Genomic DNA, 23,064 nt, shown 5'->3' on the forward strand with positions numbered 1-23,064 from the left:
GGATTAAGCCTTCTTCTGGTGTTGAGCCAACGCAGCTTTGACAAAACCGCTGAACAGCGGATGGCCATCGCGTGGTGTCGAGGTGAACTCAGGGTGGAACTGGCATGCGACGAACCATGGGTGATCGGCCGCTTCAACCACTTCAACCAGCGCCGCGTCAGCGGAGCGACCGGAGATTTTCAGGCCGGCTTCGATCAGCTGTGGCAGCAGATTGTTGTTCACTTCGTAACGGTGACGGTGACGCTCGACGATCACGTCCTTGCCGTAGCAGTCGTGCACCTTGGAGCCGGCTTCGAGCAGGCAGTCCTGAGCGCCGAGACGCATGGTGCCGCCCAGGTCGGACGATTCGGTACGCACTTCAACAGCACCGGTAGCGTCTTCCCACTCGGTGATCAGACCGACAACCGGATGGCCGCTGGCGCGATCGAACTCGGTGGAGTTGGCGTCTTTCCAGCCCATTACGTTACGGGCGAATTCAATGACCGCTACTTGCATGCCCAGGCAGATACCCAGGTACGGAACCTTGTTTTCGCGAGCGTACTGAACGGCGGTGATCTTGCCTTCCACGCCGCGCAGACCGAAGCCGCCCGGTACGAGGATCGCGTCGACACCTTCGAGCAGCGCAGTGCCCTGGTTCTCGATGTCTTCGGAATCGATGTAACGCAGGTTGACCTTGGTGCGGTTGCTGATACCGGCGTGACTCATCGCTTCGATCAGCGACTTGTAGGCGTCCAGCAGTTCCATGTACTTGCCGACCATGGCGATGGTCACTTCGTGTTCCGGGTTCAGCTTGGCGTCAACCACCGCTTCCCACTCGGACAGATCAGCACTGCCGCATTGCAGACCGAAACGCTCAACAACGAAATCGTCCAGACCCTGCGAGTGCAGGATGCCCGGGATCTTGTAGATGGTGTCGGCGTCTTCCAGCGCGATCACCGCACGCTCTTCAACGTTGGTGAACTGAGCGATCTTGCGACGCGACGAAATGTCGATCGGGTGATCGGAACGGCACACCAGCACGTCTGGCTGCAGGCCGATCGAACGCAGCTCTTTTACCGAGTGCTGAGTAGGCTTGGTTTTGGTCTCGCCAGCGGTGGCGATGTACGGAACCAAAGTCAGGTGCATCAGCATCGCGCGCTTGGCGCCGACTTCGAAACGCAGTTGGCGGATGGCTTCGAGGAACGGTTGCGACTCGATGTCACCGACGGTGCCACCGATTTCAACCATCGCCACGTCAGCGTCACCGGCACCCTTGATGATGCGGCGCTTGATTTCGTCGGTGATGTGCGGGATCACCTGGATGGTCGCACCCAGGTAGTCACCACGGCGCTCTTTGCGCAGCACGTGCTCGTAGACACGGCCAGTGGTGAAGTTGTTGTTCTGGGTCATGGTCGTGCGGATGAACCGCTCGTAGTGACCCAGGTCCAGGTCGGTTTCGGCGCCGTCGTGGGTGACGAACACTTCACCGTGCTGGAACGGACTCATGGTGCCCGGATCGACGTTGATGTACGGATCCAGCTTCAGCATGGTGACCTTAAGTCCCCGCGCCTCCAGGATGGCTGCCAATGAAGCCGATGCAATGCCTTTCCCCAATGAAGAAACAACACCGCCCGTGACGAATATGTAGCGCGTCATGAAAAACCCTAGAAGTCTGCGTTAAAGCGGTACGAGCCGCCGGGGAAAGCGAAGGAAGGCCGAAGCCCCCGATCACCTGCATTAATCACAGTGCACCTTTCAAAAAAACCGCCGCGTTGGGACAGACCGGCAGGTGAAACACCGGTACGTTGCTCGCTACACATTTTTTGGAATCGCCCAGCAAAGACTGCTTGGTAATCGGCAACTCCTGCAATTCAGGCGAATCCACAGAAGTTGTATCAAGAAGGGAGCGTAGTCTACCGGAATGCTCCTTTCAGCTCAAACCTTGATCTTCGTCTGTTGGCAGCCAATGCAATTTCCAGCCGTCCTGCACAGGGCCATCAAGCCCCGGCAGGTTCGCCACCGCGAGCAATTCATCGTCGCGAAACAGCAGCGGCAATCTGCCACGCACGAAGCCCGGCACCGCGCGCTCATTGAGCAGGCGTTTGAGATCACGGTGACCGCGATCCGGCAGATGCATGACCTCACCGCCCTGACGATAGGCAATGCGCAAAGGCCCGACGGGAGTCTGCCCGCTGAACGTGACATGTCCGTTATCGGCCAAGCGTAGCGGTGAAGATGGGGTCTGCCACTCGTAACCGATCACTGGCGTGTGCAGCCATTGACCGCTGAGCCACCACACACGACCGGCGCTGCGGTGCAGTTCGCCACTGGCCAGGCGCCAGACCGGTGAAGCATCGGAAGCCGCTTCGCAGAGATCCGTCCAGCCCGACCAATGGTCAGTGTCTGGCAGTTGCGTGAAGGGTTGGAGCCAATGGCTGATCGCGTTTCGTTGGCGAGCAGTAGACAGTGCGGCGAGTGGCGCCAGTTCCAGCGAAGGTAAACCCAGCCACTCGAAAACATGGGAGGTGCTCGCTTGCGCCAGATCAATCTGCGCCAACTCATCGAGCAGCCCCTGCGCCTCCCGCAGATGGACGGCGCTGCGGGCCATGCTTACCTGCGCTTGCGGCCAGCGAGCGCTCAGCAGCGGCATGACCTGATGGCGCAGATAGTTGCGCGAGAACTGCCGATCCTGATTGGACGGGTCTTCGATCCAACGCAATTGATGAGCCTGCGCATACCCTTCCAGTTCGGCCCGGGAGATGTCCAGCAACGGACGAACCAGCGTGCCCTGCCCCACCGCCCGTTGCGCGGGCATCCCGGACAACCCGCGCACACCGGCGCCACGTAATAGCCGGAACAAAAGTGTCTCCGCTTGATCATCGCGATGCTGGCCAGTGAGCAATACGTCATTCGCTTGCGTCAGCGAACTGAACACCGCGTAACGCGCATCCCGCGCCGCCCGCTCCAGACTCGCGCCGGGTTGCACTGTCACGCGCTCGATCTGTAGCGGCACGCCCAGCGCATCGCATACGGATTGGCAATGTGACGGCCACACATCGGCTGCAGCCTGGAGGCCGTGATGGATATGAACTGCGCTTAGCGGTGGGAGGGATTCGGATTTTGCCAGGGAGGCAAGCAGATGCAGCAGGACGGTGGAATCGAGACCACCGGAGAAGGCGATGCGCCAATGAGCGGCATTGCGCCAAGGCTCAAGGCTCAGTAATAACCGGGAAGGCAAATCAATCGAGAACTGACTCATTTTTTCACCTTCACCGAAACCAATGTGGGAGCGAGCTTGCTCGCGAAAGCGGTTCAACATTCAACATTTTCGTTGCCTGTTATAACGCCTTCGCGAGCAAGCTCGCTCCCACAGTGTTTTGCATTGTCAGCTAAATCGGCGTTCGATCAGAGACCGTAGCTCATCAGTCGATCATAACGGCGCTTCAGCAACGCTTCGTTATCGAACTTCTTCAGCATCGCCAGTTGCGAGCTCAGCTCTGCACGAATCGAAGCCGCCGCAGCCGCCGGATCACGGTGCGCGCCGCCCAGAGGCTCGCCAATCACCTTGTCGACGATGCCCAGGCCTTTCAGACGCTCGGCGGTGATACCCATCGCCTCAGCAGCATCCGGCGCTTTTTCGGCGGTCTTCCACAGAATCGAAGCGCAGCCTTCCGGCGAGATCACCGCGTAGGTCGAGTACTGCAACATGTTCAGTTGGTCGCAGACACCGATGGCCAGTGCACCGCCGGAACCACCTTCACCGATAACGGTGGCGATGATCGGGGTCTTCAGGCGCGACATCACACGCAGGTTCCAGGCGATCGCTTCGCTCTGGTTGCGCTCTTCAGCGTCGATACCCGGATAGGCACCCGGGGTGTCGATGAAGGTCAGGATCGGCATCTTGAAACGCTCGGCCATTTCCATCAGACGGCAAGCCTTGCGGTAGCCCTCCGGACGCGGCATGCCGAAGTTGCGGCGCACCTTCTCACGGACTTCACGGCCCTTCTGGTGACCGATGATCATCACCGGCTGGTCTTCCAGACGGGCGATACCGCCAACGATGGCGGCGTCGTCAGAGAAGTGACGGTCGCCGTGCAGTTCGTCGAACTCGGTGAAGATGTGCTCGATATAGTCGAGGGTGTACGGGCGTTTCGGGTGACGCGCCAGGCGTGCGATCTGCCAGCTGGTCAGCTTGCCGAAGATGTCTTCGGTCAGCGTTTTGCTCTTGTCCTGCAGGCGGGAGATCTCATCGCCGATATTCAGCGAATTGTCATTACCGACCAAGCGCAACTCTTCGATCTTCGCTTGCAGGTCGGCGATCGGCTGTTCGAAATCTAGAAAATTCGGGTTCATAGGCGTCCGTCTTGGGTCGTGTCCCAAATGAGCTTGGGCCGGCCGGTTGTCTATTCGCGCCCTACCTTAAGGGAGAGGCGCGCTGAGGTCGAGATTAAAAATTCAGGTTGCGGGCAAGCGCAGTGATGGCACTTGCCGGTCAACGGTATTGGAGGAAGACGTTGTCTCGCCCGAACTGGTCACGCAGAGCCTGAATCAAGGCATCCGCCGGGTCGATTCGCCACGTCTCGCCAAACTGCAGCAAGGTCTTCGCATCCGGACTGGTGTACTCCATGGTGATCGGGCACGCGCCGCGATGACGCTTGAGCAAATCACCCAACCAGCGTAGCTGATCGCCTTTGAGGTCCTGGGTTTGCAGCTTCAGGCGCAGGCTTTCGGCCAGATTGGTGCGGGCATCTTCCATGCTCATCACGCGCTTGACCCGCAGCTTCAGGCCCCCGGAGAAGTCGTCATTGCTGACCTCGCCTTCGACGACCACCATCGCGTCAGTCTGCAACAACGACTGCGCCGCATGGAACGACTCGGAAAACAACGAGGCCTCGATGCGTCCAGAGCGGTCATCCAGGGTGATGAACCCCATCTTGTCGCCCTTCTTGTTCTTCATGACCCGCAGCGCAATGATCATGCCCGCGACGGTCTGGGTATCACGCGCCGGTTTCAGATCAATGATGCGCTGGCGGGCGAAACGACGGATTTCACCTTCGTATTCATCAATCGGGTGACCGGTCAGGTACAGGCCCAGGGTGTCTTTCTCCCCTTTGAGCCGCTCCTTGAGCGTCAACTCCTTGGCCTTGCGATGGTTGGCGTAAACGTCAGCGTCTTCTTCGACGAACAGTCCACCGAACAGGTCCGAGTGCCCGCTGTCCTGAGTGCGTGCAGTTTGTTCGGCGGCCTTGATCGCCTCTTCCATGGCCGTCAGCAGCACCGCGCGGTTGCGGTCGATGTTGGCCTGGTAGGCTTTTTGCTCATCGTGGAAGTACGGACCAAGGCGATCCAGAGCGCCGCTGCGAATCAAGCCGTCGAGCGTGCGTTTGTTGATGCGCTTGAGGTCGACCCGGGCGCAGAAATCGAACAGGTCCTTGAATGGCCCCGCCAGACGCGCCTCAGTGATCGCCTCAACCGGCCCCTCGCCTACGCCTTTGATCGCGCCCAGGCCATAGATGATCCGGCCTTCATCGTTCACCGTGAACTTGAATTCCGAAGTATTCACATCCGGCGCGTCGAGGCGCAGCTTCATGGTGCGAATTTCTTCGATCAAGGTCACGACCTTGTCGGTATTGTGCATGTCCGCCGACAGTACCGCGGCCATGAACGGCGCCGGGTAATGGGTTTTCAGCCAGGCGGTCTGGTACGACACCAGACCGTAAGCAGCGGAGTGAGACTTGTTGAAGCCGTAACCGGCGAATTTTTCCACCAGGTCGAAAATGTTACCGGCGAGGTCGGCGTCGATATTGTTGGTCTTGCAACCCTCAATGAAGCCGCCGCGCTGCTTGGCCATTTCTTCGGGTTTTTTCTTACCCATCGCCCGACGCAGCATGTCTGCACCGCCGAGGGTGTAACCGGCCATGACCTGAGCAATCTGCATCACCTGTTCTTGATACAGGATGATGCCGTAAGTCGGTGCCAGAACAGGCTTGAGGCCTTCGTACTGGTAGTCCGAGTGCGGGTACGCCAGTTCGGCGCGACCGTGCTTACGGTTGATGAAGTCATCCACCATGCCGGACTGCAGCGGGCCCGGACGGAACAGGGCCACCAGTGCGATCAAGTCTTCGAGGCAGTCGGGCTTGAGCTTTTTGATCAGCTCTTTCATGCCGCGCGATTCAAGCTGGAACACCGCCGTGGTTTCAGCTTTCTGCAACAACGAGTACGTCGGTTTGTCGTCCAGCGGGATAACCGCGATATCCAGCGGCGGTTCGTTGACCTTGGCGCGGTCGCGGTTGATGGTTTTCAGCGCCCAGTCGATCACCGTCAGCGTACGCAGACCGAGGAAGTCGAACTTCACCAGACCGGCGGCTTCAACGTCGTCCTTGTCGAACTGGGTTACCAGACCGTCACCGGCCTCGTCGCAATAGATCGGCGAGAAGTCAGTCAGCTTGGTCGGCGCGATTACCACACCACCGGCGTGTTTGCCGACGTTACGCACGACGCCTTCGAGCTTGCGCGCCATCTCCCAGATTTCCGCAGCCTCTTCATCGACCTTGATGAAGTCACGCAGGATCTCTTCCTGTTCGTAGGCTTTCTCGAGGGTCATACCGACTTCGAACGGAATCATCTTCGACAGACGATCCGCCAAACCGTAGGACTTGCCCTGCACCCGCGCTACGTCGCGCACCACAGCCTTGGCGGCCATGGAACCGAAGGTGATGATCTGGCTTACCGCGTTGCGGCCGTATTTCTCGGCCACGTAGTCGATTACCCGGTCACGACCGTCCATGCAGAAGTCGACGTCGAAGTCGGGCATCGATACCCGTTCCGGGTTAAGGAAACGTTCGAACAGCAGGTCGTATTCCAGCGGGTCGAGGTCGGTGATCTTCTGCACGTAGGCCACCAGCGACCCGGCGCCCGACCCACGGCCCGGACCTACCGGTACGCCGTTGTTCTTGGCCCACTGGATAAAGTCCATCACGATCAGGAAGTAACCCGGGAAGCCCATCTGGATGATGATATCCAGCTCGAAATTCAAGCGATCGACATAGACCTGACGCTTGGCTTCGTAGTCTTCGGTGGTGTCTTTGGGCAGCAGCACCGACAAGCGTTCTTCGAGACCGTCGAAGGAGACCTTGCGGAAATACTCGTCGATGGTCATGCCATCGGGGATCGGGAAGTTGGGCAGGAAGTGAGTGCCCAGTTTCACTTCAATGTTGCAGCGCTTGGCGATCTCGACGGTGTTTTCAATCGCGTCAGGAATATCGCTGAACAGCTCGATCATCTCCTCGGCGCTTTTCAGGTATTGCTGATCGCTGTAATTCTTCGAGCGCCGCGGATCGTCGAGGGCGCGGCCCTCACCGATGCACACGCGGGTTTCGTGAGCGGCGAAGTCTTCCTGCTTGATGAAGCGCACATCGTTGGTCGCCACCAGCGGCGCGCCAAGCTTGTCGGCAAGTGCGACGGCACCGTGCAGTTGCTCTTCATCGTTAGGACGATTGGTGCGCTGGATTTCCAGATAAAAACGATCCGGGAACACCGCCATCCATTCGCGCGCCAGCACTTCGGCTTCGGCCGGATTGCCGCCGATCATGGCCATGCCGATCTCGCCTTCTTTGGCGGCGGACAGCATGATCAGGCCTTCGTTGGCTTCGGCGACCCACTCACGCTCGATGATGATCATGCCGTTGCGCTGGCCTTCGATGAAGCCGCGCGAGATCAATTCAGTGAGGTTGCGATAGCCCTTGGCATTCATCACCAACAGGCTGAGCCGGCTCAGCGGAGCGTCCGGGTCTTTGTTCGACAGCCACAGGTCGGCGCCGCAAATCGGCTTGATGCCGGCGCCCATGGTGTTTTTATAGAATTTGACCAGAGAACACATGTTGTTCTGGTCGGTGACCGCGACCGCCGGCATGTTCATGGCCGTCAGCGCCTTGACCAGCGGCTTGATCCGTACCAGCCCGTCGACCAGGGAGTATTCAGTGTGCAGGCGTAGATGAACGAATGAAGCCGGCATAGTGATCCTGTCCAGTTACATAGAGACAACAAGGCCCGGATTGTACCGGGCCTCGAACAAAACATCAGCCTTGCGACTAAACCTGCGTCAGACCTTCCAGCGCTTCATAAGCCTGACGCACCGGGGCGAACGAGCGCCGGTGAATCGGCGTCGGGCCAAGCCGCACCAACGCTTCCAGATGAACGGGCGTCGGATAGCCTTTGTGACCACCGATGCCGTAACCCGGGTAGATCAATTCGAACGCGGCCATTTCGCGGTCGCGACTGACCTTGGCCAGAATCGACGCTGCAGCGATGGCCGGCACCTTGCCGTCGCCCTGCACCACCGCTTCAGCGCGCATCGGCAGTTGCGGGCACCGGTTGCCGTCGATCATCGCCAGTTTTGGCTGAATGTGCAGGCCGGCCACTGCGCGTTGCATGGCCAGCATGGTTGCATGAAGGATGTTCAGCTCGTCGATTTCTTCGACTTCGGCGCGGGCGATGCACCAGCTCAGGGACTTCTCGATGATTTCGTCATAGAGCTTTTCGCGCCTGGCTTCGGTGAGTTTCTTCGAATCGTTGAGGCCGAGGATCGGCCGGTTCGGATCGAGGATCACCGCTGCCGTCACCACCGCACCGCACAATGGCCCGCGACCGACTTCGTCGACACCGGCAACCAGTTCTTCAACTTCGGCGACCAAGGTGAAATCCAGCCCCATCTGCATGCTTGTCTTGCTCATCGTGTCTGACCGATCAGGTTGAGGACGGCGTCCGCCGCCTGATTGGAGGCATCCAGCCGCAGCGTGCGGTGGATCTCGTCGAAACCGCGAGTCTGCTCTTCGCCGCCTTCGATCAGCGGCGACAGGGTCTGCGCCAATGCTTCGACCGTTGCATCATCCTGCAACAATTCCGGGACCAGCAGACGCTGGGCCAGCAGATTCGGCAAGGACACGTACGGGCTCTTGACCATGCGTTTCAGAATCCAGAACGTCAGCGGTGCCAAACGGTACGCCACGACCATCGGCCGCTTGTACAACAGCGCTTCAAGGGTGGCGGTACCGGAGGCAATCAGCACGGCGTTGCACGCGGCCAGCGCCAGATGGGATTTGCCGTCGAGCAAGGTCACCGGCAGATCCCGGCCGGCAAGCAACTCTTCAAGCTGCGCGCGGCGTTCCGCATTGGCGCACGGAATGACGAAGCGCAAACCCGGGCGCAGCGCACGCAGACGTTCGGCGGTGTCGAGGAACAGCGCGCCCAGACGGGAGACTTCGCCGCCGCGACTGCCGGGCATCAACGCCACCAGCGGGCCGTCGGGCAGGCCCAGTTCGGCACGCGCCGCAGCGCGATCAGCTTCCAGCGGAATGGTGTCGGCCAGCGTGTGACCGACGAACCGTACCGGTACGCCTTTTTCTTCGTAGAATTTTGCTTCGAACGGCAGCAGTGTCAGCATCAGGTCACAGCCTTCGCGGATCTTCAGCACGCGTTTCTGGCGCCACGCCCATACCGACGGGCTGACGTAATGCACGGTCTTGATTCCGGCCTGACGCAGCTTGAGTTCGATATTGAGGTTGAAGTCCGGCGCGTCGATACCGATGAACACGTCCGGCTTCTCGGCGATCAGCGTGGCAATCAGGTCCTTGCGGCGTTTGAGCAACTCGCGCAGCCGGCCGAGGACTTCCACCAGGCCCATGACCGACAAGCGCTCCATGGGAAAGTAGGAGGTCAGGCCTTCGGCCTGCATCAACGGACCACCCACGCCGATGAACTCGACCGCCGGATGCTGTGCCTTGAGGGCGCGCATGAGACCGGCGCCGAGAATGTCACCGGAAGCTTCACCCGCCACCAGCGCAATACGCAAATTGGCCATGATCAGCGAGTGATGCCGCGAGTCGACGACTGGATGGAGTCGCGGAATATCGCGACTTCCGGGAACTGCGCAGCAGGTTCGACCAGTTCGGCCAGTGCCTGCTCAACCGTGAGGCCTTGACGATAGACCGTTTTATAAGCGCGACGCAGGGTGTGGATCGCGTCCTCACTGAAACCGCGACGGCGCATGCCTTCGAAGTTCATGCTGCGCGCTTCGGCCGGGTTGCCGAAAACGGTGACGAACGCCGGGACGTCCTTGCCGATGGCGGTGCCCATGCCGGAAAAGCTGTGGGCGCCAATGTGGCAATACTGGTGAACCAGGGTGAACCCGGAAAGAATCGCCCAGTCATCCACGTGTACATGACCGGCCAACGCGGTGTTGTTGACCAGAATGCAGTGGTTGCCGATGACGCTGTCGTGACCGATGTGGGCATAGGCCATGATCAGGTTGTGATCGCCCAGCGTGGTTTCCGAACGGTCTTGAACGGTGCCACGGTGGATGGTCACACCTTCACGAATGACGTTGTGGTCACCGATCACCAGACGGGTTTCTTCGCCTTTGTATTTCAGATCGGGCGTGTCTTCGCCTACCGAGGAAAACTGGTAGATGCGATTGTGCTTACCGATGCGCGTTGGGCCTTTGAGGATTACATGAGGCCCGATCACAGTCCCCTCGCCGATTTCCACACCTGCGCCGATGATCGACCACGGGCCGACCTCGACGCCGTCAGCCAGAACGGCCGACGGATCGATGATTGCGCGAGGGTCAATCAAACTCATAGCTTGCGTTCCGCGCAGATGATCTCAGCGGAGCAGACCGGCTTGCCATCGACCGAAGCCTGGCATTCGAACTTCCAGATCTGACGCTTGCAACTGATGAACTTGGCTTCAAGGATCAGCTGATCGCCCGGCAACACCGGCTGGCGGAAGCGCAGCTTGTCAGAACCGACGAAGTAATACAGGGTGCCGTCGGCCGGTTTGACGTCGAGCATTTTGAAACCGAGGATCCCGGCAGCCTGAGCCATCGCTTCGATGATCAGTACGCCCGGCATGATTGGATGCGCAGGGAAGTGACCATTGAAGAACGGTTCATTGATGCTGACATTCTTGTAGGCGCGAATGCGCTTGCCTTCAGTGTCCAGTTCCACCACCCGGTCCACCAGCAGGAACGGGTAACGGTGAGGCAGGTATTCGCGAATCTCGTTGATGTCCATCATTTCGGGGGGAAGCCTATGTAAAGATTGGGAGCGCGACTGACGCGCACTCCTCTAGCAAATCAAGGAGGCAGTCTAGAGGCTGTGCACACTTGATATGGAAATGGTATCAGCCATCTGATGAAGCATTGCCGTCAGGGGTCACTTCCCCTACGCGCTTTTCCAGCTGTTTCAACCGTCGCGCGATGTCATCGAGCTGACGGATGCGGGCCGCGCTTTTGCGCCATTCGGCCGCCGGTTGCATGGCTGTGCCGGAAGAATAGGCACCCGGCTCGGTAATCGAGTGGGTCACCATGGTCATCCCGGTCAGGAAAACGTTGTCGCAAATATCAATGTGGCCGACCAGACCGACACCACCGGCCAGCATGCAATGCTTGCCGATCTTGGTGCTGCCGGAGATCCCGACGCACGCCGCCATGGCCGTGTGATCACCGACCTGAACGTTGTGGGCAATCTGGATCTGGTTGTCGAGCTTCACGCCATTACCTATTACGGTATCGGCCAGAGCGCCGCGGTCGATGGCGGTGTTTACGCCAATCTCGACATCGTCGCCGATGGTCACGCCACCGATCTGGGCGATCTTCTGCCAGATGCCTTTTTCGTTAGCGAAACCGAAGCCTTCACCACCGAGCACGGCACCGGACTGAATCACCACACGCTTGCCGATGCGCACGTCGTGATACAGCGTCACGCGCGGGGCAAGCCAACCACCTTCGCCGATTTCGCTGCGGGCACCGATGACGCAATGCGCGCCCAGGGTCACTTGCGCACCGATCCGCGCACCGGCCTCGATCACCACGAAAGGGCCGACGCTGGCGGTTGGATCAACCACTGCGTCTGCCGCAATTACCGCAGAGGGATGGATACCCGCAGAGGCTTTTGGCTTGGGATCGAACAGATGCGAGATACGCGCGTAAGCCAGATAAGGATCAGGCACCACCAACGCATTACCGGCATAACCTTCGGCATCGGCCTCTTTGAGCAGCAGTGCTGCTGCCTGCGAGCCTGCCAGGTATTTGCGATATTGAGGGTTTGCCAGAAAGCTCAACTGAGCTGGGCCAGCCTCTTGCAAAGTGGCTAGCCCAGTAATTTGCTTCTCAGGGTCGCCACGCAGGGTGGCGCCGAGGAACTCGGCCAACTGGCCGAGCTTGATAGTCGCGGTCATGGGTTACTTCAGCTGATTCATGCGCTCGATAACCTGGCGCGTGATGTCGTACTGAGGTTTGACATCAATCACTGCGCCACGCTCGAACACCAGGTCAAAACCACCTTTCTTGATGACTTCTTCCACTGCGCTATCCAGCTTCGGCTTCAGTTGCTTGAGCATTTCGCGGTCGGCAACAGCTTTCGCTTCGTTCAGCTCCTTGGACTGGAACTGGAAGTCACGGGCCTTTTGCTTGAATTCCAGCTCCAGACGCTCACGCTCGCCTTGCTGCATTTTGTCGCCACCGGCCATCAGACGATCCTGAATGCCCTTGGCGCTGCTTTCCAGCGTTTTCAGTTTGGTCAGTTGCGGACCGAACTTCTTCTCGGCATCCACAGCGTATTTCTTCGCAGCGTCGGATTCCAGCAAGGCCATCTGATAGTTCAGAACGGCAATTTTCATGTCGGCAAATGCCGGGCCTGCCACCATCAAGGAGGCCAGGAGAACCAATTGAGTCAACTTACGCACGATGCACTCCTACAAAATCCATTGTCGTTATCTTGGGTCAGACGCTTAGAACGTCTGGCCGAGGGAGAATTGGAACACTTGAGTTTCAGCGTCATCCGGTTTCTTGATCGGCATGGCCAACGCGAAGCTCAGAGGACCCAGTGCGGTGACCCAGGTCACGCCCACACCCACGGAACTGGCCATGTTGCTCAGGCTGATGTCGTTACACTTGGTGTTCGACGTCGAGCCGTTCGCATTGGTAGTGTCCTTGCACTGCGAGTCAAATACGTTACCCACATCCCAGAATACCGAGGTACGCAGGGAGCGTTGATCTTTCACGAACGGCAGCGGGAACAGAACCTCGACACCACCCTGGATCAGGACGTTACCACCGAACGGCAGTGGATCCTGGTCCGGGTCAGCCAGCGTGCCCGGGTTGGTACCACGGCTCGGCGTACTGCGCGGGCCGAGGGTGCTGTCCTTGAAGCCACGAACCGAGTTGAAACCACCAGCATAGTAGTTTTCATAGAACGGCAAGCCGTCAGTCGAACCATAACCGTCGCCATAACCCAATTCGGTGTGCAGACGCAGGGTGTAGTTCTCGCTGATCGGCTGGAACAGCTGACCGCGGTAATCAAGCTTGTAGAACGACAGGTCGCTGCCCGGAATGGTGGTCTCCAGAGTCAGGCTCTGCGAACGACCACGGGTCGGCAGTACGCCTTTGTTCAGGGTCGACTCGGACCAGCCGGCCGAAGCCTTGAAGTTCAGGTACTTGTCGCCTTCCTTGTTAACGAAGTCGAAAATCTCGTCAACGGTGTAAGTACCGGTCTTGATCGTGTCCTGCTGAGCGGACAGACCAAAGGTCAGGCGCGAAGTCTCGCTGATCGGGTAGCCAACGTTTACACCAGCACCCAGGCTGTCTACCGCATAGCTTGCTACGTCGACGTCGAGGTCTTTGTAGTCGGTGGTGCGATAGAACGCGTTGTAGCCCAGGCTCACGCCATCGGCGGTCCAGTACGGGTCAACGTAGCCGAAGTTGTAGCGGCTCTGGTATTCACTGCGGGTCAGACCGACGCTGACGCGGTTACCGGTACCGAGGAAGTTGTTCTGGGTGATCGAACCACCGAGGATCAGACCGGCGCTCTGGGCGAAACCGACACTGGCGGTAATCGAACCGGAAGCCTGTTCTTCAACGGCGTAGTTCACGTCAACCTGGTCGTCGACACCCGGAACAGCCGGAGTTTCAACGTTGACTTCTTTAAAGAAGCCCAGACGCTCAAGACGGGTCTTGGACTGGTCGATCAGATAAGTCGAAGCCCAGCCGCCTTCCATCTGACGCATTTCACGACGCAGCACTTCGTCTTCCGACTTGGTGTTACCACGGAAGTTAATGCGGTTGACGTAGGCACGTTTGCCCGGATCGACAGCAAACAGGATGTCCACGGTGTGGTCGTCATCGTGTGGCTGAGGCACGCCGTTGACGTTGGCGAAGGTGTAACCCTCGTTACCCAGACGACGAGTGATCAGCTCCGACGTGGTGGTCATCAGCTTGCGCGAGAACACCTGACCTTTTTGCACCAGCAGCAAGGACTTGACTTGATCTTCAGGGACTTTCAGGTCACCGCTGAGTTTGACGTCACGAACGGTGTACTTCTCGCCTTCCGTGACGTTGACAGTGATGTAGACGTGCTTCTTGTCCGGGGTGATGGACACCTGGGTCGAAGCGATATCCATGTTGATATAGCCACGGTCCAGGTAGTAGGAACGCAGGCGCTCCAGGTCACCGGACAGTTTTTCGCGGGCGTACTTGTCGTCGTTCTTGAAGAACGACAACCAGTTGGTGGTTTTCAGCTCGAACAGGTCGGTCAGGTCGTCCTCAGGGAAAACCGTGTTACCCACCACATTGATGTGCTGAATCGCCGCAACGGTGCCTTCGTTGATCTTCACTTTCAGGCCGACACGGTTACGCGGTTGCGATACCACTTCGGTATCGACCGTAGCCGAGTAGCGACCTTGCGCGACGTACTGACGCTGCAGTTCGTTACGCACACCTTCGAGGGTGGCACGCTGGAAGATCTCGCCTTCGGCCAGACCGGATTGCTTGAGACCCTTCATCAGGTCTTCAGTCGAGATCGCCTTGTTGCCTTCGATTTCGATACTGGCGACCGACGGACGCTCGACGACCGTGATGACCAGAACGTTGCCTTCGCGGCCCAGCTGGATATCTTGAAAGAAACCGGTTTTGAACAACGCACGAGTGGATTCCACCAGGCGACGATCATCCGCCTGCTCACCGACGTTCAACGGCAAGGCACCAAAGACACTACCCGCGGAGACCCGCTGGAGGCCATTGACGCGAATATCAGAGATAGTGAAGGACTCGGCGTGAACTTCGGCGATCATCAATACGGTGAGAACCGCAGTTAGCAGCAGACGTTTCATGAAGTCCTTTCTTATTCCAACTGGCAATAAACAAACTGCCGCAAAATGCGGCAGATTCGCAATTCAGCGAAGCGTTACAGTCGACCCAGATCGTTGACCAGAGCAAGCAACATCACCCCGACCACCAAACTGATACCGATCTGTATCCCCCAACCTTGCACCCGATCCGACAAGGGACGACCACGCGCCCACTCGATCAGATAAAACAACAAATGCCCCCCATCCAGTACAGGAATGGGCAGCAAATTCAGAACGCCCAGGCTAATACTCAGATAAGCAAGGAAATTCAGGAAATCAGCGACGCCCGACTGGGCAGAAGCGCCCGCCACTTTAGCAATGGTTATCGGTCCACTCAAGTTTTTTACCGAGAGCTCGCCGAACAGCATTTTCTTCAGAGAATCGAGCGTCAGAATGCTCATGGTCCAAGTGCGACGAGCACCCTCGCCAATCGCGGCCAACGGCCCATAACTGACTTCCCGAATCATCTCTGGTGGCCAGTCGACCGCTTTTACACCTGCGCCCAGATATCCGCTTGGCGATTTGCTTTCACCGCGCGCCGCCAGCGTGACAGGGACGTCGATTTGAGCACTGTCGCGCTCGATGCGCAGCATGATTTTGGTATCAGGACGCGTGCGAACAGTATCAACCACCTGCTGCCAGTCATTCAGTGACTGACCGTCGAGTGCCAACAGGCGATCGCCAGTCTTCAGGCCGGCAGCCTGAGCCGGGCCTTTCGGATCAAGTTCAGCGAGTACCGGCGGCAAGGCCGGGCGCCACGGACGAATACCCAGAGAACGAATCGGATCCGGCTCATCAGCGCCTTTGAGCCAGTTGTCCAGCTTCAGCTCACGCGGCGAATCGACAGTCGTGCCCTGTTCGCGCACTTGCAACTGCAGAGAGCCGCTTTCACCAAGGCGCCGGACCAATTGCAGATTGACGGCAGCCCAACCGGTAGTCGGCTCCCCATCGACAGCAACAATTTCCTGGCCAGCGCTCAAACCAGCACTGGCGGCGATGCTGCCGGATTCAACCGCACCGATGACCGGGCGAATCTGCTCGCTGCCGAGCATGGCCAACACCCAGAAGAACACCAACGCCAACAGGAAGTTGGCAATGGGGCCGGCGGCAACAATGGCGATACGCTGACGCACGGATTTGCGATTGAACGACTGATCAAGCTGATCGACCGGCACTTCGCCTTCGCGCTCGTCGAGCATCTTGACGTAACCGCCCAACGGTATCGCCGCGACGACAAACTCGGTGCCCTGCTTGTCATGCCAACGCAGCAGCGGCATGCCAAAGCCTACGGAGAAACGCAGGACCTTGACGCCACAACGACGCGCGACCCAGAAATGGCCGAATTCGTGAAAGGTGACCAGCACACCCAAGGCGATCAGGGTGCCGGCAATCATATAGAGCGCGCTCATCTACTTTCTCCGCAAACCTGTTCAGTGCCGCGTGTAGCCATTGTGTTGCAAATTCTAACGATCGTGACGCTTCAACCACTGCTCGGCCAGAACTCGCGCCTTGGCGTCTGCCGTAAACACGGCTTCGAGATCTCCCAGCGCAACGACCGGTTCAAGGCTCAAGACCTCCTCGATGATACTCGCGATTTCCAGGTAACGAACCCGTCCGTCGAGAAACGCTGCCACCGCCACTTCGTTGGCCGCATTAAGCATCGCCGGAGCACTGTCGCCCGCCTCGGCAGCTTGACGTGCCAGACGCAGGCACGGGAAGCGCCCTTCATCCGGCGCTTCGAAATCCAGACGCGCGACGGCGAACAGATCCAGCGGTGCTACACCGGAATCAATGCGCTCCGGCCAGGCCAGGGCATTGGCGATCGGCGTACGCATGTCGGGATTGCCCAACTGCGCCAGTACCGAGCCGTCGACATAATCGACCAGCGAGTGAATCACGCTCTGTGGGTGAATCACTACCTCGACTTGCGACGGCTTTGCATCAAACAACCAGCAGGCCTCGATCAACTCAAGACCCTTGTTCATCATGCTGGCCGAATCGACGGAAATCTTGCGCCCCATGGACCAGTTCGGGTGCGCACACGCCTGATCAGGTGAAACATGCACCAACTCACTCATCGGCGTCTGTCGGAACGGGCCGCCAGAGGCTGTGAGTAAAATCCGACGGACACCCACCGCGCTCAATCCACGAGCAAAATCCTGTGGCATGCACTGGAAAATGGCGTTGTGTTCGCTGTCGATCGGCAGTAACACCGAACCGCTCTTGCGCACGGCTTGCATAAACAAGGCGCCGGACATCACCAGCGCTTCTTTATTGGCCAGGAGAATCTTCTTGCCGGCCTCGACGGCCGCCAGGGTCGGGCGCAGACCTGCCGCACCGACGATCGCCGCCATCACCGCATCGACTTCCGGAGCAGCAGCGACCTGACACAGGCCCTCCTCCCCCACCAGTACGCGGGTCGGCAAACCGGCGGCACGCAAATCGTCCTGCAAGCCGCGCGCGGCGGCAGCTTCCGGCACCACGGCAAATTGCGGCACGTGACGCACGCACAAGGCGAAAAGCTCACTCAGGCGCGTGAAACCACTCAGCGCGAACACCTGATAACGCTCAGGATGGCGGGCAATCACATCCAGCGTGCTAAGGCCGATCGAACCGGTCGCCCCCAGAACGGTAATCTGTTGAGGGCGACTCACGGCGCAGCCATCCACAGCAGCACGGCAAACACCGGAATGGCCGCTGTCAGGCTGTCGATACGATCAAGCACACCACCATGACCAGGCAGCAGGTTACTGCTGTCCTTGATGCCGGACTGACGCTTGAACATGCTTTCGGTCAGGTCGCCAACCACGGAGATGAAGACGATCAGCGCAGCGCCAATCAAGCCTTTGAGCAACTCGGCGACAGTCCAGTCGCGGACAAACGCGACAATGGCGGTAATCACCAGACTCAGCGCCAGACCACCGTAGACGCCTTCCCAGCTTTTGCCCGGACTGACTTGTGGGGCCAGCTTGCGCTTGCCAAATTTGCGACCCGAAAAGTAAGCGCCGATATCGGCACCCCAGACCAGCACCATCACAGCCATGATCAGCCAGTTACCGAGCGGGTACTGCTTGATCTGCACCAGACCCTGCCAGGCCGGCAGCAGAATCAACAGACCGATGACCAGTTTGGTCGCGGCGCTGGACCAATGCACGCTGGAGTGCGGATAGGTCAGCACCAGCCAGGTTGCCACCGCCCACCACAACACCGAAGCACCCAGCACCCATGGGGCAAGCCCGGGCAGGATGTACATGATAAACAGCATGAACGCGACCACCGCGGCGAAACCCACGCGGAACGCTTGCCCGGTGAAGCCTGCCAGACGCGCCCATTCCCAGGCCCCCAAAGTCACGACCAGACCGATAAACAAGGCGAAACCGGAGCCTTCCAGCAGGAAAAACCCGCACAAGGCAATCGGCAGCAGGATCAGTGCAGTGATGATTCGTTGTTTAAGCATTAAACCCGGGCTCCAGCTTCGACCTGTTCGCTCGTTTTACCGAAGCGACGCTGGCGCGAAGCGAAATCGGCCAGCGCATTGCGCATGGCATCGTGTTTGAAGTCCGGCCAGAACAGGTCGGAGAAGTACAACTCGGCGTAGGCCAGTTGCCACAGCAGGAAGTTGCTGATGCGGTGCTCACCACCGGTACGGATGCACAGGTCAGGCAATGGCAGATCGCCGGTTGCCAGACAGGTTTGCAGCAAATCCGGAGTGATGTCTTCCGGGCGCAGATGCCCGGCCTGGACTTCACGCGCCAGACGCTGGGCAGCCTGCGCGATATCCCACTGACCACCGTAATTGGCGGCGATCTGCAGGATGAAACGGTTGGCACCCGCCGTCATCGCTTCGGCTTCACGCATTGCTGCCTGAAGCTCCGGATGAAAGCGCGAACGATCGCCAATGATACGCAGGCTGATGTTGTTGTCGTTGAGGCGCTTGGCCTCACGACGCAATGCTTTGAAGAACAGATCCATCAAGGCACTGACTTCATCGGCCGGGCGTTGCCAGTTTTCACTGGAAAACGCGAACAGGGTGAGCACTTCGACCTTGGCCTCGGCACACACCTCGATGACGGCACGCACAGCATCCACACCCGCTTTATGCCCGGCGACACCCGGCATAAAGCGTTTTTTCGCCCAGCGATTGTTGCCATCCATGATGATCGCGACATGGCGCGGCACCGCGGACGGCGCAGTCTGCTTGGTCTTGTCCATTAAAAGCTCGAACCTTATACGGCCATCAGATCCGCTTCTTTTTGCTTGGTAGCCGTGTCGATATCAGCCTCGGCCTTGTCGGTGAGTTTCTGAATATCGGCAGCGGCACGACGCTCTTCGTCTTCGCTGATTTCTTTGTCCTTGACCAGTTTCTTCAGCTCGCCCAAGGCGTCACGACGAATGTTGCGTACGGCAACACGCGCGTCTTCGGCAGCACTGCGCGCCTGTTTGGTGAAGCCCTTGCGGGTTTCTTCAGTCAGGGCAGGCATGGAGATCAGCAACAATTCGCCCAGGTTGGTCGGATTGAGGTTCAGGCCAGCGCTCTGGATAGCCTTGTCGACCGCGGCGAGCATGTTGCGCTCGAACGCAACGACTTGCAGGGTGCGCGAATCTTTTACAGTGATGTTGGCCACTTGCGTGATGGAAGTGTCTGCGCCGTAGTACGGCACCATCACACTACCCAGAATGCTTGGGTGAGCCTTGCCGGTACGAATCTGACCAAACGCGTGGGCCAGAGAGTCCAGGGATTTCTGCATGCGCTCTTGAGCGTCTTTCTTGATTTCGTTGATCATTGTTGACCTTCCTCGATCAGGGTGCCTTCAGCGCCGCCATGGACGATGTTCAGCAGGGCACCGGGCTTGTTCATGTTGAATACGCGCAGCGGCATCTTGTGGTCGCGGCACAGGCAAATAGCGGTCAGATCCATCACGCCCAGCTTGCGATCCAGTACTTCATCATAAGTCAGATGATCGAACTTCTCGGCATGCGGGTCTTTGAACGGGTCAGCGGTGTAGACGCCATCGACCTTGGTCGCTTTGAGCACGACATCGGCATCGATTTCGATTGCGCGCAGGCAGGCTGCCGAATCCGTGGTGAAGAACGGATTGCCGGTACCGGCCGCGAAAATAACCACGTCCTTGGAGTTCAAGTGGCGCATGGCTTTGCGGCGATCATAATGATCGGTCACGCCAACCATGGAAATGGCCGACATCACGATGGCCGAGATATTGGCACGTTCCAGCGCATCGCGCATGGCCAGGGCGTTCATCACAGTGGCCAGCATGCCCATGTGGTCGCCTGTAACCCGATCCATACCGGCTTTGCTCAAGGCTTCGCCACGGAACAGGTTGCCACCACCGATCACCAGACCGACTTGTACGCCGATACCGACCAGTTGGCCGACTTCCAGCGCCATCCGATCCAGCACTTTTGGATCGATCCCGAACTCTTCCGAGCCCATCAGGGCCTCGCCGCTAAGCTTGAGTAGAATGCGTTTATAGCGAGCCTGATAACCACTGCCCTGCTGAGCCATTGCGAATCTCTCCTGCGGCGTATTTTAAAAATTCTTTGCGAGCTGTCTTACAGCTGGCGTTCACTCTAGCTTGGCGCTGCTTCAGCGCCATCGGAACATGGCTTTGTAAGTCAGTTCCAAGTGGAAACCAATTAAAAAATTGGTAACCCCATCTGAAAAGAGGCTGCGCGCGTAAGCGGGCAGCCTCTTTCGGCGACAGTTAAAAAACCATCTTACTGCTTGGCGGCAGCCAGCTGGGCAGCAACTTCTTCAGCGAAGTTGTCGACCGGCTTCTCGATGCCTTCGCCTACTTTGTAGTAAGTGAAGGAAACGATTTCTGCGCCGCCTTTCTTGGCCAGCTCGCCAACCTTGATTTCAGGGCTCTTGACGAACGCCTGCTCAACCAGGCTTGCTTCTGCCAGGAACTTGCTGATACGGCCTTTGACCATGTTCTCAACAATGTTTTCTGGCTTGCCTTTGATCTTCTCTTCGTTCAGCTGCAGGAACACAGCTTTTTCACGCTCGATCGCTTCAGCCGAAACTTGCGAAGGCAGCAGGAACTCAGGGTTGCTTGCAGCGACGTGCATCGCGATGTCTTTGGCCAGCTCGACGTCACCGCCTTTCAGAGCCACAACAACACCGATCTTGTTGCCGTGCAGGTACGAACCTACAACGTCACCTTCGATACGGGTCAGACGACGGATGTTGACGTTTTCGCCTACTTTGGCAACCAGCGCTTCACGAGCAGCTTCTTGCGAAGCGATCAGCGGAGCAGCGTCGGTCAGCTTGTCAGCGAAGGCTTTTTCAACGCTGGCAGCAACGAAGTTTTTGAAGTCGTCTTGCAGAGCCAGGAAGTCGGTCTGCGAGTTCACTTCCAGGATAACGGCAGCTTTACCGTCGTCCTTGATTGCGATTGCGCCTTCAGCGGCAACGTTGCCAGCCTTCTTCGCAGCCTTGATCGCGCCCGAAGCACGCATGTCATCAATGGCTTTTTCGATGTCGCCGTCAGCCTTTTCCAGGGCTTTCTTGCAATCCATCATGCCTTCGCCGGTACGCTCGCGCAGTTCTTTGACCAACGCTGCAGTAATTGCTGCCATTTTCAAATTCCTCTTGGATAGGTTTTCAACCATTCCACCCGATCGAACGGGCGTTCAATTCTTCCCGAACCACCCTTGTTAGCTGCCGCACATTACAAACAGTGCCGTGGGCGCCGACAAATGGTTTTCGAGGTGGCAAAAAGGGGGCCAAGCCCCCTTTTTGCTTACTGAGTCAACGCCAGGGCGTTAATTACTCAGCTGCAGCCTGAGTTTCTTCAGCTGCGAATTCTACAGTGCCGCCAGCAACATTGTTGCGACCACGGATCACTGCGTCAGCCATCGAACCCATGTACAGCTGGATAGCGCGGATTGCGTCATCGTTGCCTGGGATGATGTAGTCAACGCCTTCCGGGCTGCTGTTGGTATCGACAACGCCGATTACCGGGATGCCCAGCTTGTTGGCTTCGGTGATCGCGATGCGCTCGTGGTCAACGTCGATCACGAACAGTGCGTCTGGCAGACCGCCCATGTCCTTGATACCGCCCAGCGAACGATCCAGCTTCTCAAGATCACGGGAGCGCATCAGCGCTTCTTTCTTGGTCAGCTTGGCGAAAGTACCGTCTTCGGCTTGAACTTCAAGGTCACGCAGACGCTTGATGGAAGCACGAATGGTTTTGAAGTTGGTCAGCATGCCGCCCAACCAGCGGTGATCGACGTACGGCGAACCGCAACGTGCTGCTTCTTCAGCAACGATCTTGCCAGCGGAACGCTTGGTGCCGACGAACAGAATCTTGTTTTTGCCCTGGGCCAGACGCTCTACGAAAGTCAGAGCTTCGTTGAACATTGGCAGGGTTTTTTCAAGGTTGATGATGTGAATCTTGTTACGCGCGCCGAAAATGTACTTACCCATTTTCGGATTCCAGTAACGGGTTTGGTGACCGAAGTGCACACCGGCCTTCAGCATATCGCGCATATTGACTTGGGACATGATAGTTCCTTAATAAGTCGGGTTTGGCCTCCACGTATCCCAATGACCAACCAGTGGCATAAAGCCAAAAGCACCCAGGTCATCGTGTCGACACGTGTGTGGATTTAAGCTTTTCGGGGTATCCCCGGAAAGCGGCGCATTTTATACCACAGGGTGCGCAGAAACGGAACCCGGATTCTGTATTCGCACCAAGGACATGGGCGCAGCCCCCTTGGAATCGGCCCCGAACGCACCATTGTATAGAGAGAAGCGATGCACGCGAGCGCTGAATTGCGCCGTGCGTCTGTTAGAATCGCGTTTTTCAGGGTCGCCAATCGAGCACTCGCCACCCTAATTCGTATCAGCAAGCGCCGCCGAGCGCAGAGAGAGCCTGT

Annotated in this window: 19 protein-coding genes; all 19 read right to left on the reverse strand. The window is 58.2% G+C overall.

Annotation, left to right across the window (positions count from 1 at the left end; all coding sequences use genetic code 11):
• Positions 1 to 3: 3 nt before the first annotated feature.
• The 19 genes from ACWR1S_RS11300 to rpsB all read right to left on the reverse strand — a co-directional run bounded on the left by ACWR1S_RS11300 (position 4) and on the right by rpsB (position 22,690).
• A complete protein-coding gene (locus ACWR1S_RS11300; protein ID WP_007908841.1) occupies positions 4 to 1,635 on the reverse strand; it encodes a CTP synthase in 1,632 nt (543 codons plus the stop codon).
• A gap of 274 nt (positions 1,636 to 1,909) precedes the next feature.
• The gene (gene tilS, locus ACWR1S_RS11305; RefSeq protein ID WP_454563532.1) at positions 1,910 to 3,238 is read right to left on the reverse strand and encodes a tRNA lysidine(34) synthetase TilS; all 1,329 of its coding nucleotides are present in this window, start codon (positions 3,236 to 3,238) and stop codon (positions 1,910 to 1,912) included.
• 146 nt (positions 3,239 to 3,384) lie between these two features.
• Positions 3,385 to 4,332 carry an acetyl-CoA carboxylase carboxyltransferase subunit alpha gene (locus tag ACWR1S_RS11310; RefSeq protein WP_038357918.1) on the reverse strand — a complete coding sequence of 316 codons (948 nt, stop codon included), beginning with the start codon at positions 4,330 to 4,332 and terminating at the stop codon, positions 3,385 to 3,387.
• Between the two features lie 139 nt (positions 4,333 to 4,471).
• Positions 4,472 to 7,993, reverse strand: coding sequence for a DNA polymerase III subunit alpha (dnaE, locus tag ACWR1S_RS11315; protein WP_454563533.1), 3,522 nt, complete (start codon positions 7,991 to 7,993; stop codon positions 4,472 to 4,474).
• Positions 7,994 to 8,069: 76 nt separating this feature from the next.
• Positions 8,070 to 8,696 (reverse strand): ribonuclease HII, encoded by a 627-nt coding sequence (rnhB, locus tag ACWR1S_RS11320; RefSeq protein WP_201228095.1) that lies wholly within the window; start codon positions 8,694 to 8,696, stop codon positions 8,070 to 8,072.
• Between the two features lie 11 nt (positions 8,697 to 8,707).
• Complete coding sequence (lpxB, locus tag ACWR1S_RS11325; RefSeq protein ID WP_454563534.1) at positions 8,708 to 9,838, reverse strand: lipid-A-disaccharide synthase; 1,131 nt, start codon at positions 9,836 to 9,838, stop codon at positions 8,708 to 8,710.
• Positions 9,839 to 9,840: 2 nt separating this feature from the next.
• Positions 9,841 to 10,617, reverse strand: coding sequence for an acyl-ACP--UDP-N-acetylglucosamine O-acyltransferase (lpxA, locus tag ACWR1S_RS11330; RefSeq protein WP_064393182.1), 777 nt, complete (start codon positions 10,615 to 10,617; stop codon positions 9,841 to 9,843).
• On the reverse strand, positions 10,614 to 11,054 hold the full coding sequence (fabZ, locus tag ACWR1S_RS11335) for a 3-hydroxyacyl-ACP dehydratase FabZ (RefSeq protein ID WP_003222142.1): 441 nt from the start codon (positions 11,052 to 11,054) through the stop codon (positions 10,614 to 10,616). Before fabZ ends, lpxA begins: the two co-directional genes overlap by 4 nt.
• Positions 11,055 to 11,160: 106 nt before the next feature.
• A complete protein-coding gene (gene lpxD, locus ACWR1S_RS11340) occupies positions 11,161 to 12,216 on the reverse strand; it encodes a UDP-3-O-(3-hydroxymyristoyl)glucosamine N-acyltransferase (protein ID WP_454563535.1) in 1,056 nt (351 codons plus the stop codon).
• 3 nt (positions 12,217 to 12,219) lie between these two features.
• Positions 12,220 to 12,723 (reverse strand): OmpH family outer membrane protein, encoded by a 504-nt coding sequence (locus tag ACWR1S_RS11345; RefSeq protein WP_007908849.1) that lies wholly within the window; start codon positions 12,721 to 12,723, stop codon positions 12,220 to 12,222.
• Between the two features lie 45 nt (positions 12,724 to 12,768).
• Positions 12,769 to 15,144 carry an outer membrane protein assembly factor BamA gene (gene bamA, locus ACWR1S_RS11350; RefSeq protein WP_454563536.1) on the reverse strand — a complete coding sequence of 792 codons (2,376 nt, stop codon included), beginning with the start codon at positions 15,142 to 15,144 and terminating at the stop codon, positions 12,769 to 12,771.
• A 74-nt stretch (positions 15,145 to 15,218) separates the two neighbouring features.
• Positions 15,219 to 16,571, reverse strand: a complete 1,353-nt coding sequence (rseP, locus tag ACWR1S_RS11355; RefSeq protein ID WP_454563537.1) for a sigma E protease regulator RseP — start codon at positions 16,569 to 16,571, stop codon at positions 15,219 to 15,221.
• A 54-nt stretch (positions 16,572 to 16,625) separates the two neighbouring features.
• On the reverse strand, positions 16,626 to 17,816 hold the full coding sequence (gene ispC / locus ACWR1S_RS11360) for a 1-deoxy-D-xylulose-5-phosphate reductoisomerase (RefSeq protein ID WP_454563538.1): 1,191 nt from the start codon (positions 17,814 to 17,816) through the stop codon (positions 16,626 to 16,628).
• Positions 17,813 to 18,619, reverse strand: coding sequence for a phosphatidate cytidylyltransferase (locus ACWR1S_RS11365; RefSeq protein ID WP_160056213.1), 807 nt, complete (start codon positions 18,617 to 18,619; stop codon positions 17,813 to 17,815). Before ACWR1S_RS11365 ends, ispC begins: the two co-directional genes overlap by 4 nt.
• Entirely contained in the window at positions 18,619 to 19,374 is a 756-nt protein-coding gene (uppS, locus tag ACWR1S_RS11370; protein WP_007908854.1) for a polyprenyl diphosphate synthase, read from the reverse strand. The genes ACWR1S_RS11365 and uppS overlap by 1 nt, the downstream gene beginning before the upstream one ends.
• A gap of 14 nt (positions 19,375 to 19,388) precedes the next feature.
• Positions 19,389 to 19,946, reverse strand: coding sequence for a ribosome recycling factor (gene frr / locus ACWR1S_RS11375; RefSeq protein WP_007908855.1), 558 nt, complete (start codon positions 19,944 to 19,946; stop codon positions 19,389 to 19,391).
• Positions 19,943 to 20,686: a UMP kinase gene (gene pyrH, locus ACWR1S_RS11380; RefSeq protein WP_003222124.1), complete on the reverse strand. Its 744-nt coding sequence runs from the start codon at positions 20,684 to 20,686 to the stop codon at positions 19,943 to 19,945. The genes frr and pyrH overlap by 4 nt, the downstream gene beginning before the upstream one ends.
• A 212-nt stretch (positions 20,687 to 20,898) precedes the next feature.
• The gene (gene tsf / locus ACWR1S_RS11385; protein ID WP_454563539.1) at positions 20,899 to 21,762 is read right to left on the reverse strand and encodes a translation elongation factor Ts; all 864 of its coding nucleotides are present in this window, start codon (positions 21,760 to 21,762) and stop codon (positions 20,899 to 20,901) included.
• Between the two features lie 190 nt (positions 21,763 to 21,952).
• Positions 21,953 to 22,690, reverse strand: coding sequence for a 30S ribosomal protein S2 (gene rpsB / locus ACWR1S_RS11390; RefSeq protein WP_003222119.1), 738 nt, complete (start codon positions 22,688 to 22,690; stop codon positions 21,953 to 21,955).
• Between the last annotated feature and the right edge of the window lie 374 nt (positions 22,691 to 23,064).

This window comes from Pseudomonas sp. AIG, from assembly GCF_977020205.1.

Excerpts from the sequence above, each read along its gene's own strand:
- ACWR1S_RS11300 (WP_007908841.1), bottom strand. The coding sequence starts at position 1,635 with ATGACGCGCTACATATTCGTCACGGGCGGTGTTGTTTCTTCATTGGGG.
- tilS (WP_454563532.1), bottom strand. The coding sequence starts at position 3,238 with ATGAGTCAGTTCTCGATTGATTTGCCTTCCCGGTTATTACTGAGCCTT.
- ACWR1S_RS11310 (WP_038357918.1), bottom strand. The coding sequence starts at position 4,332 with ATGAACCCGAATTTTCTAGATTTCGAACAGCCGATCGCCGACCTGCAA.
- dnaE (WP_454563533.1), bottom strand. The coding sequence starts at position 7,993 with ATGCCGGCTTCATTCGTTCATCTACGCCTGCACACTGAATACTCCCTG.
- rnhB (WP_201228095.1), bottom strand. The coding sequence starts at position 8,696 with ATGCAGATGGGGCTGGATTTCACCTTGGTCGCCGAAGTTGAAGAACTG.
- lpxB (WP_454563534.1), bottom strand. The coding sequence starts at position 9,838 with ATGGCCAATTTGCGTATTGCGCTGGTGGCGGGTGAAGCTTCCGGTGAC.
- lpxA (WP_064393182.1), bottom strand. The coding sequence starts at position 10,617 with ATGAGTTTGATTGACCCTCGCGCAATCATCGATCCGTCGGCCGTTCTG.
- fabZ (WP_003222142.1), bottom strand. The coding sequence starts at position 11,054 with ATGATGGACATCAACGAGATTCGCGAATACCTGCCTCACCGTTACCCG.
- lpxD (WP_454563535.1), bottom strand. The coding sequence starts at position 12,216 with ATGACCGCGACTATCAAGCTCGGCCAGTTGGCCGAGTTCCTCGGCGCC.
- bamA (WP_454563536.1), bottom strand. The coding sequence starts at position 15,144 with ATGAAACGTCTGCTGCTAACTGCGGTTCTCACCGTATTGATGATCGCC.
- rseP (WP_454563537.1), bottom strand. The coding sequence starts at position 16,571 with ATGAGCGCGCTCTATATGATTGCCGGCACCCTGATCGCCTTGGGTGTG.
- ACWR1S_RS11365 (WP_160056213.1), bottom strand. The coding sequence starts at position 18,619 with ATGCTTAAACAACGAATCATCACTGCACTGATCCTGCTGCCGATTGCC.
- uppS (WP_007908854.1), bottom strand. The coding sequence starts at position 19,374 with ATGGACAAGACCAAGCAGACTGCGCCGTCCGCGGTGCCGCGCCATGTC.
- frr (WP_007908855.1), bottom strand. The coding sequence starts at position 19,946 with ATGATCAACGAAATCAAGAAAGACGCTCAAGAGCGCATGCAGAAATCC.
- pyrH (WP_003222124.1), bottom strand. The coding sequence starts at position 20,686 with ATGGCTCAGCAGGGCAGTGGTTATCAGGCTCGCTATAAACGCATTCTA.
- tsf (WP_454563539.1), bottom strand. The coding sequence starts at position 21,762 with ATGGCAGCAATTACTGCAGCGTTGGTCAAAGAACTGCGCGAGCGTACC.
- rpsB (WP_003222119.1), bottom strand. The coding sequence starts at position 22,690 with ATGTCCCAAGTCAATATGCGCGATATGCTGAAGGCCGGTGTGCACTTC.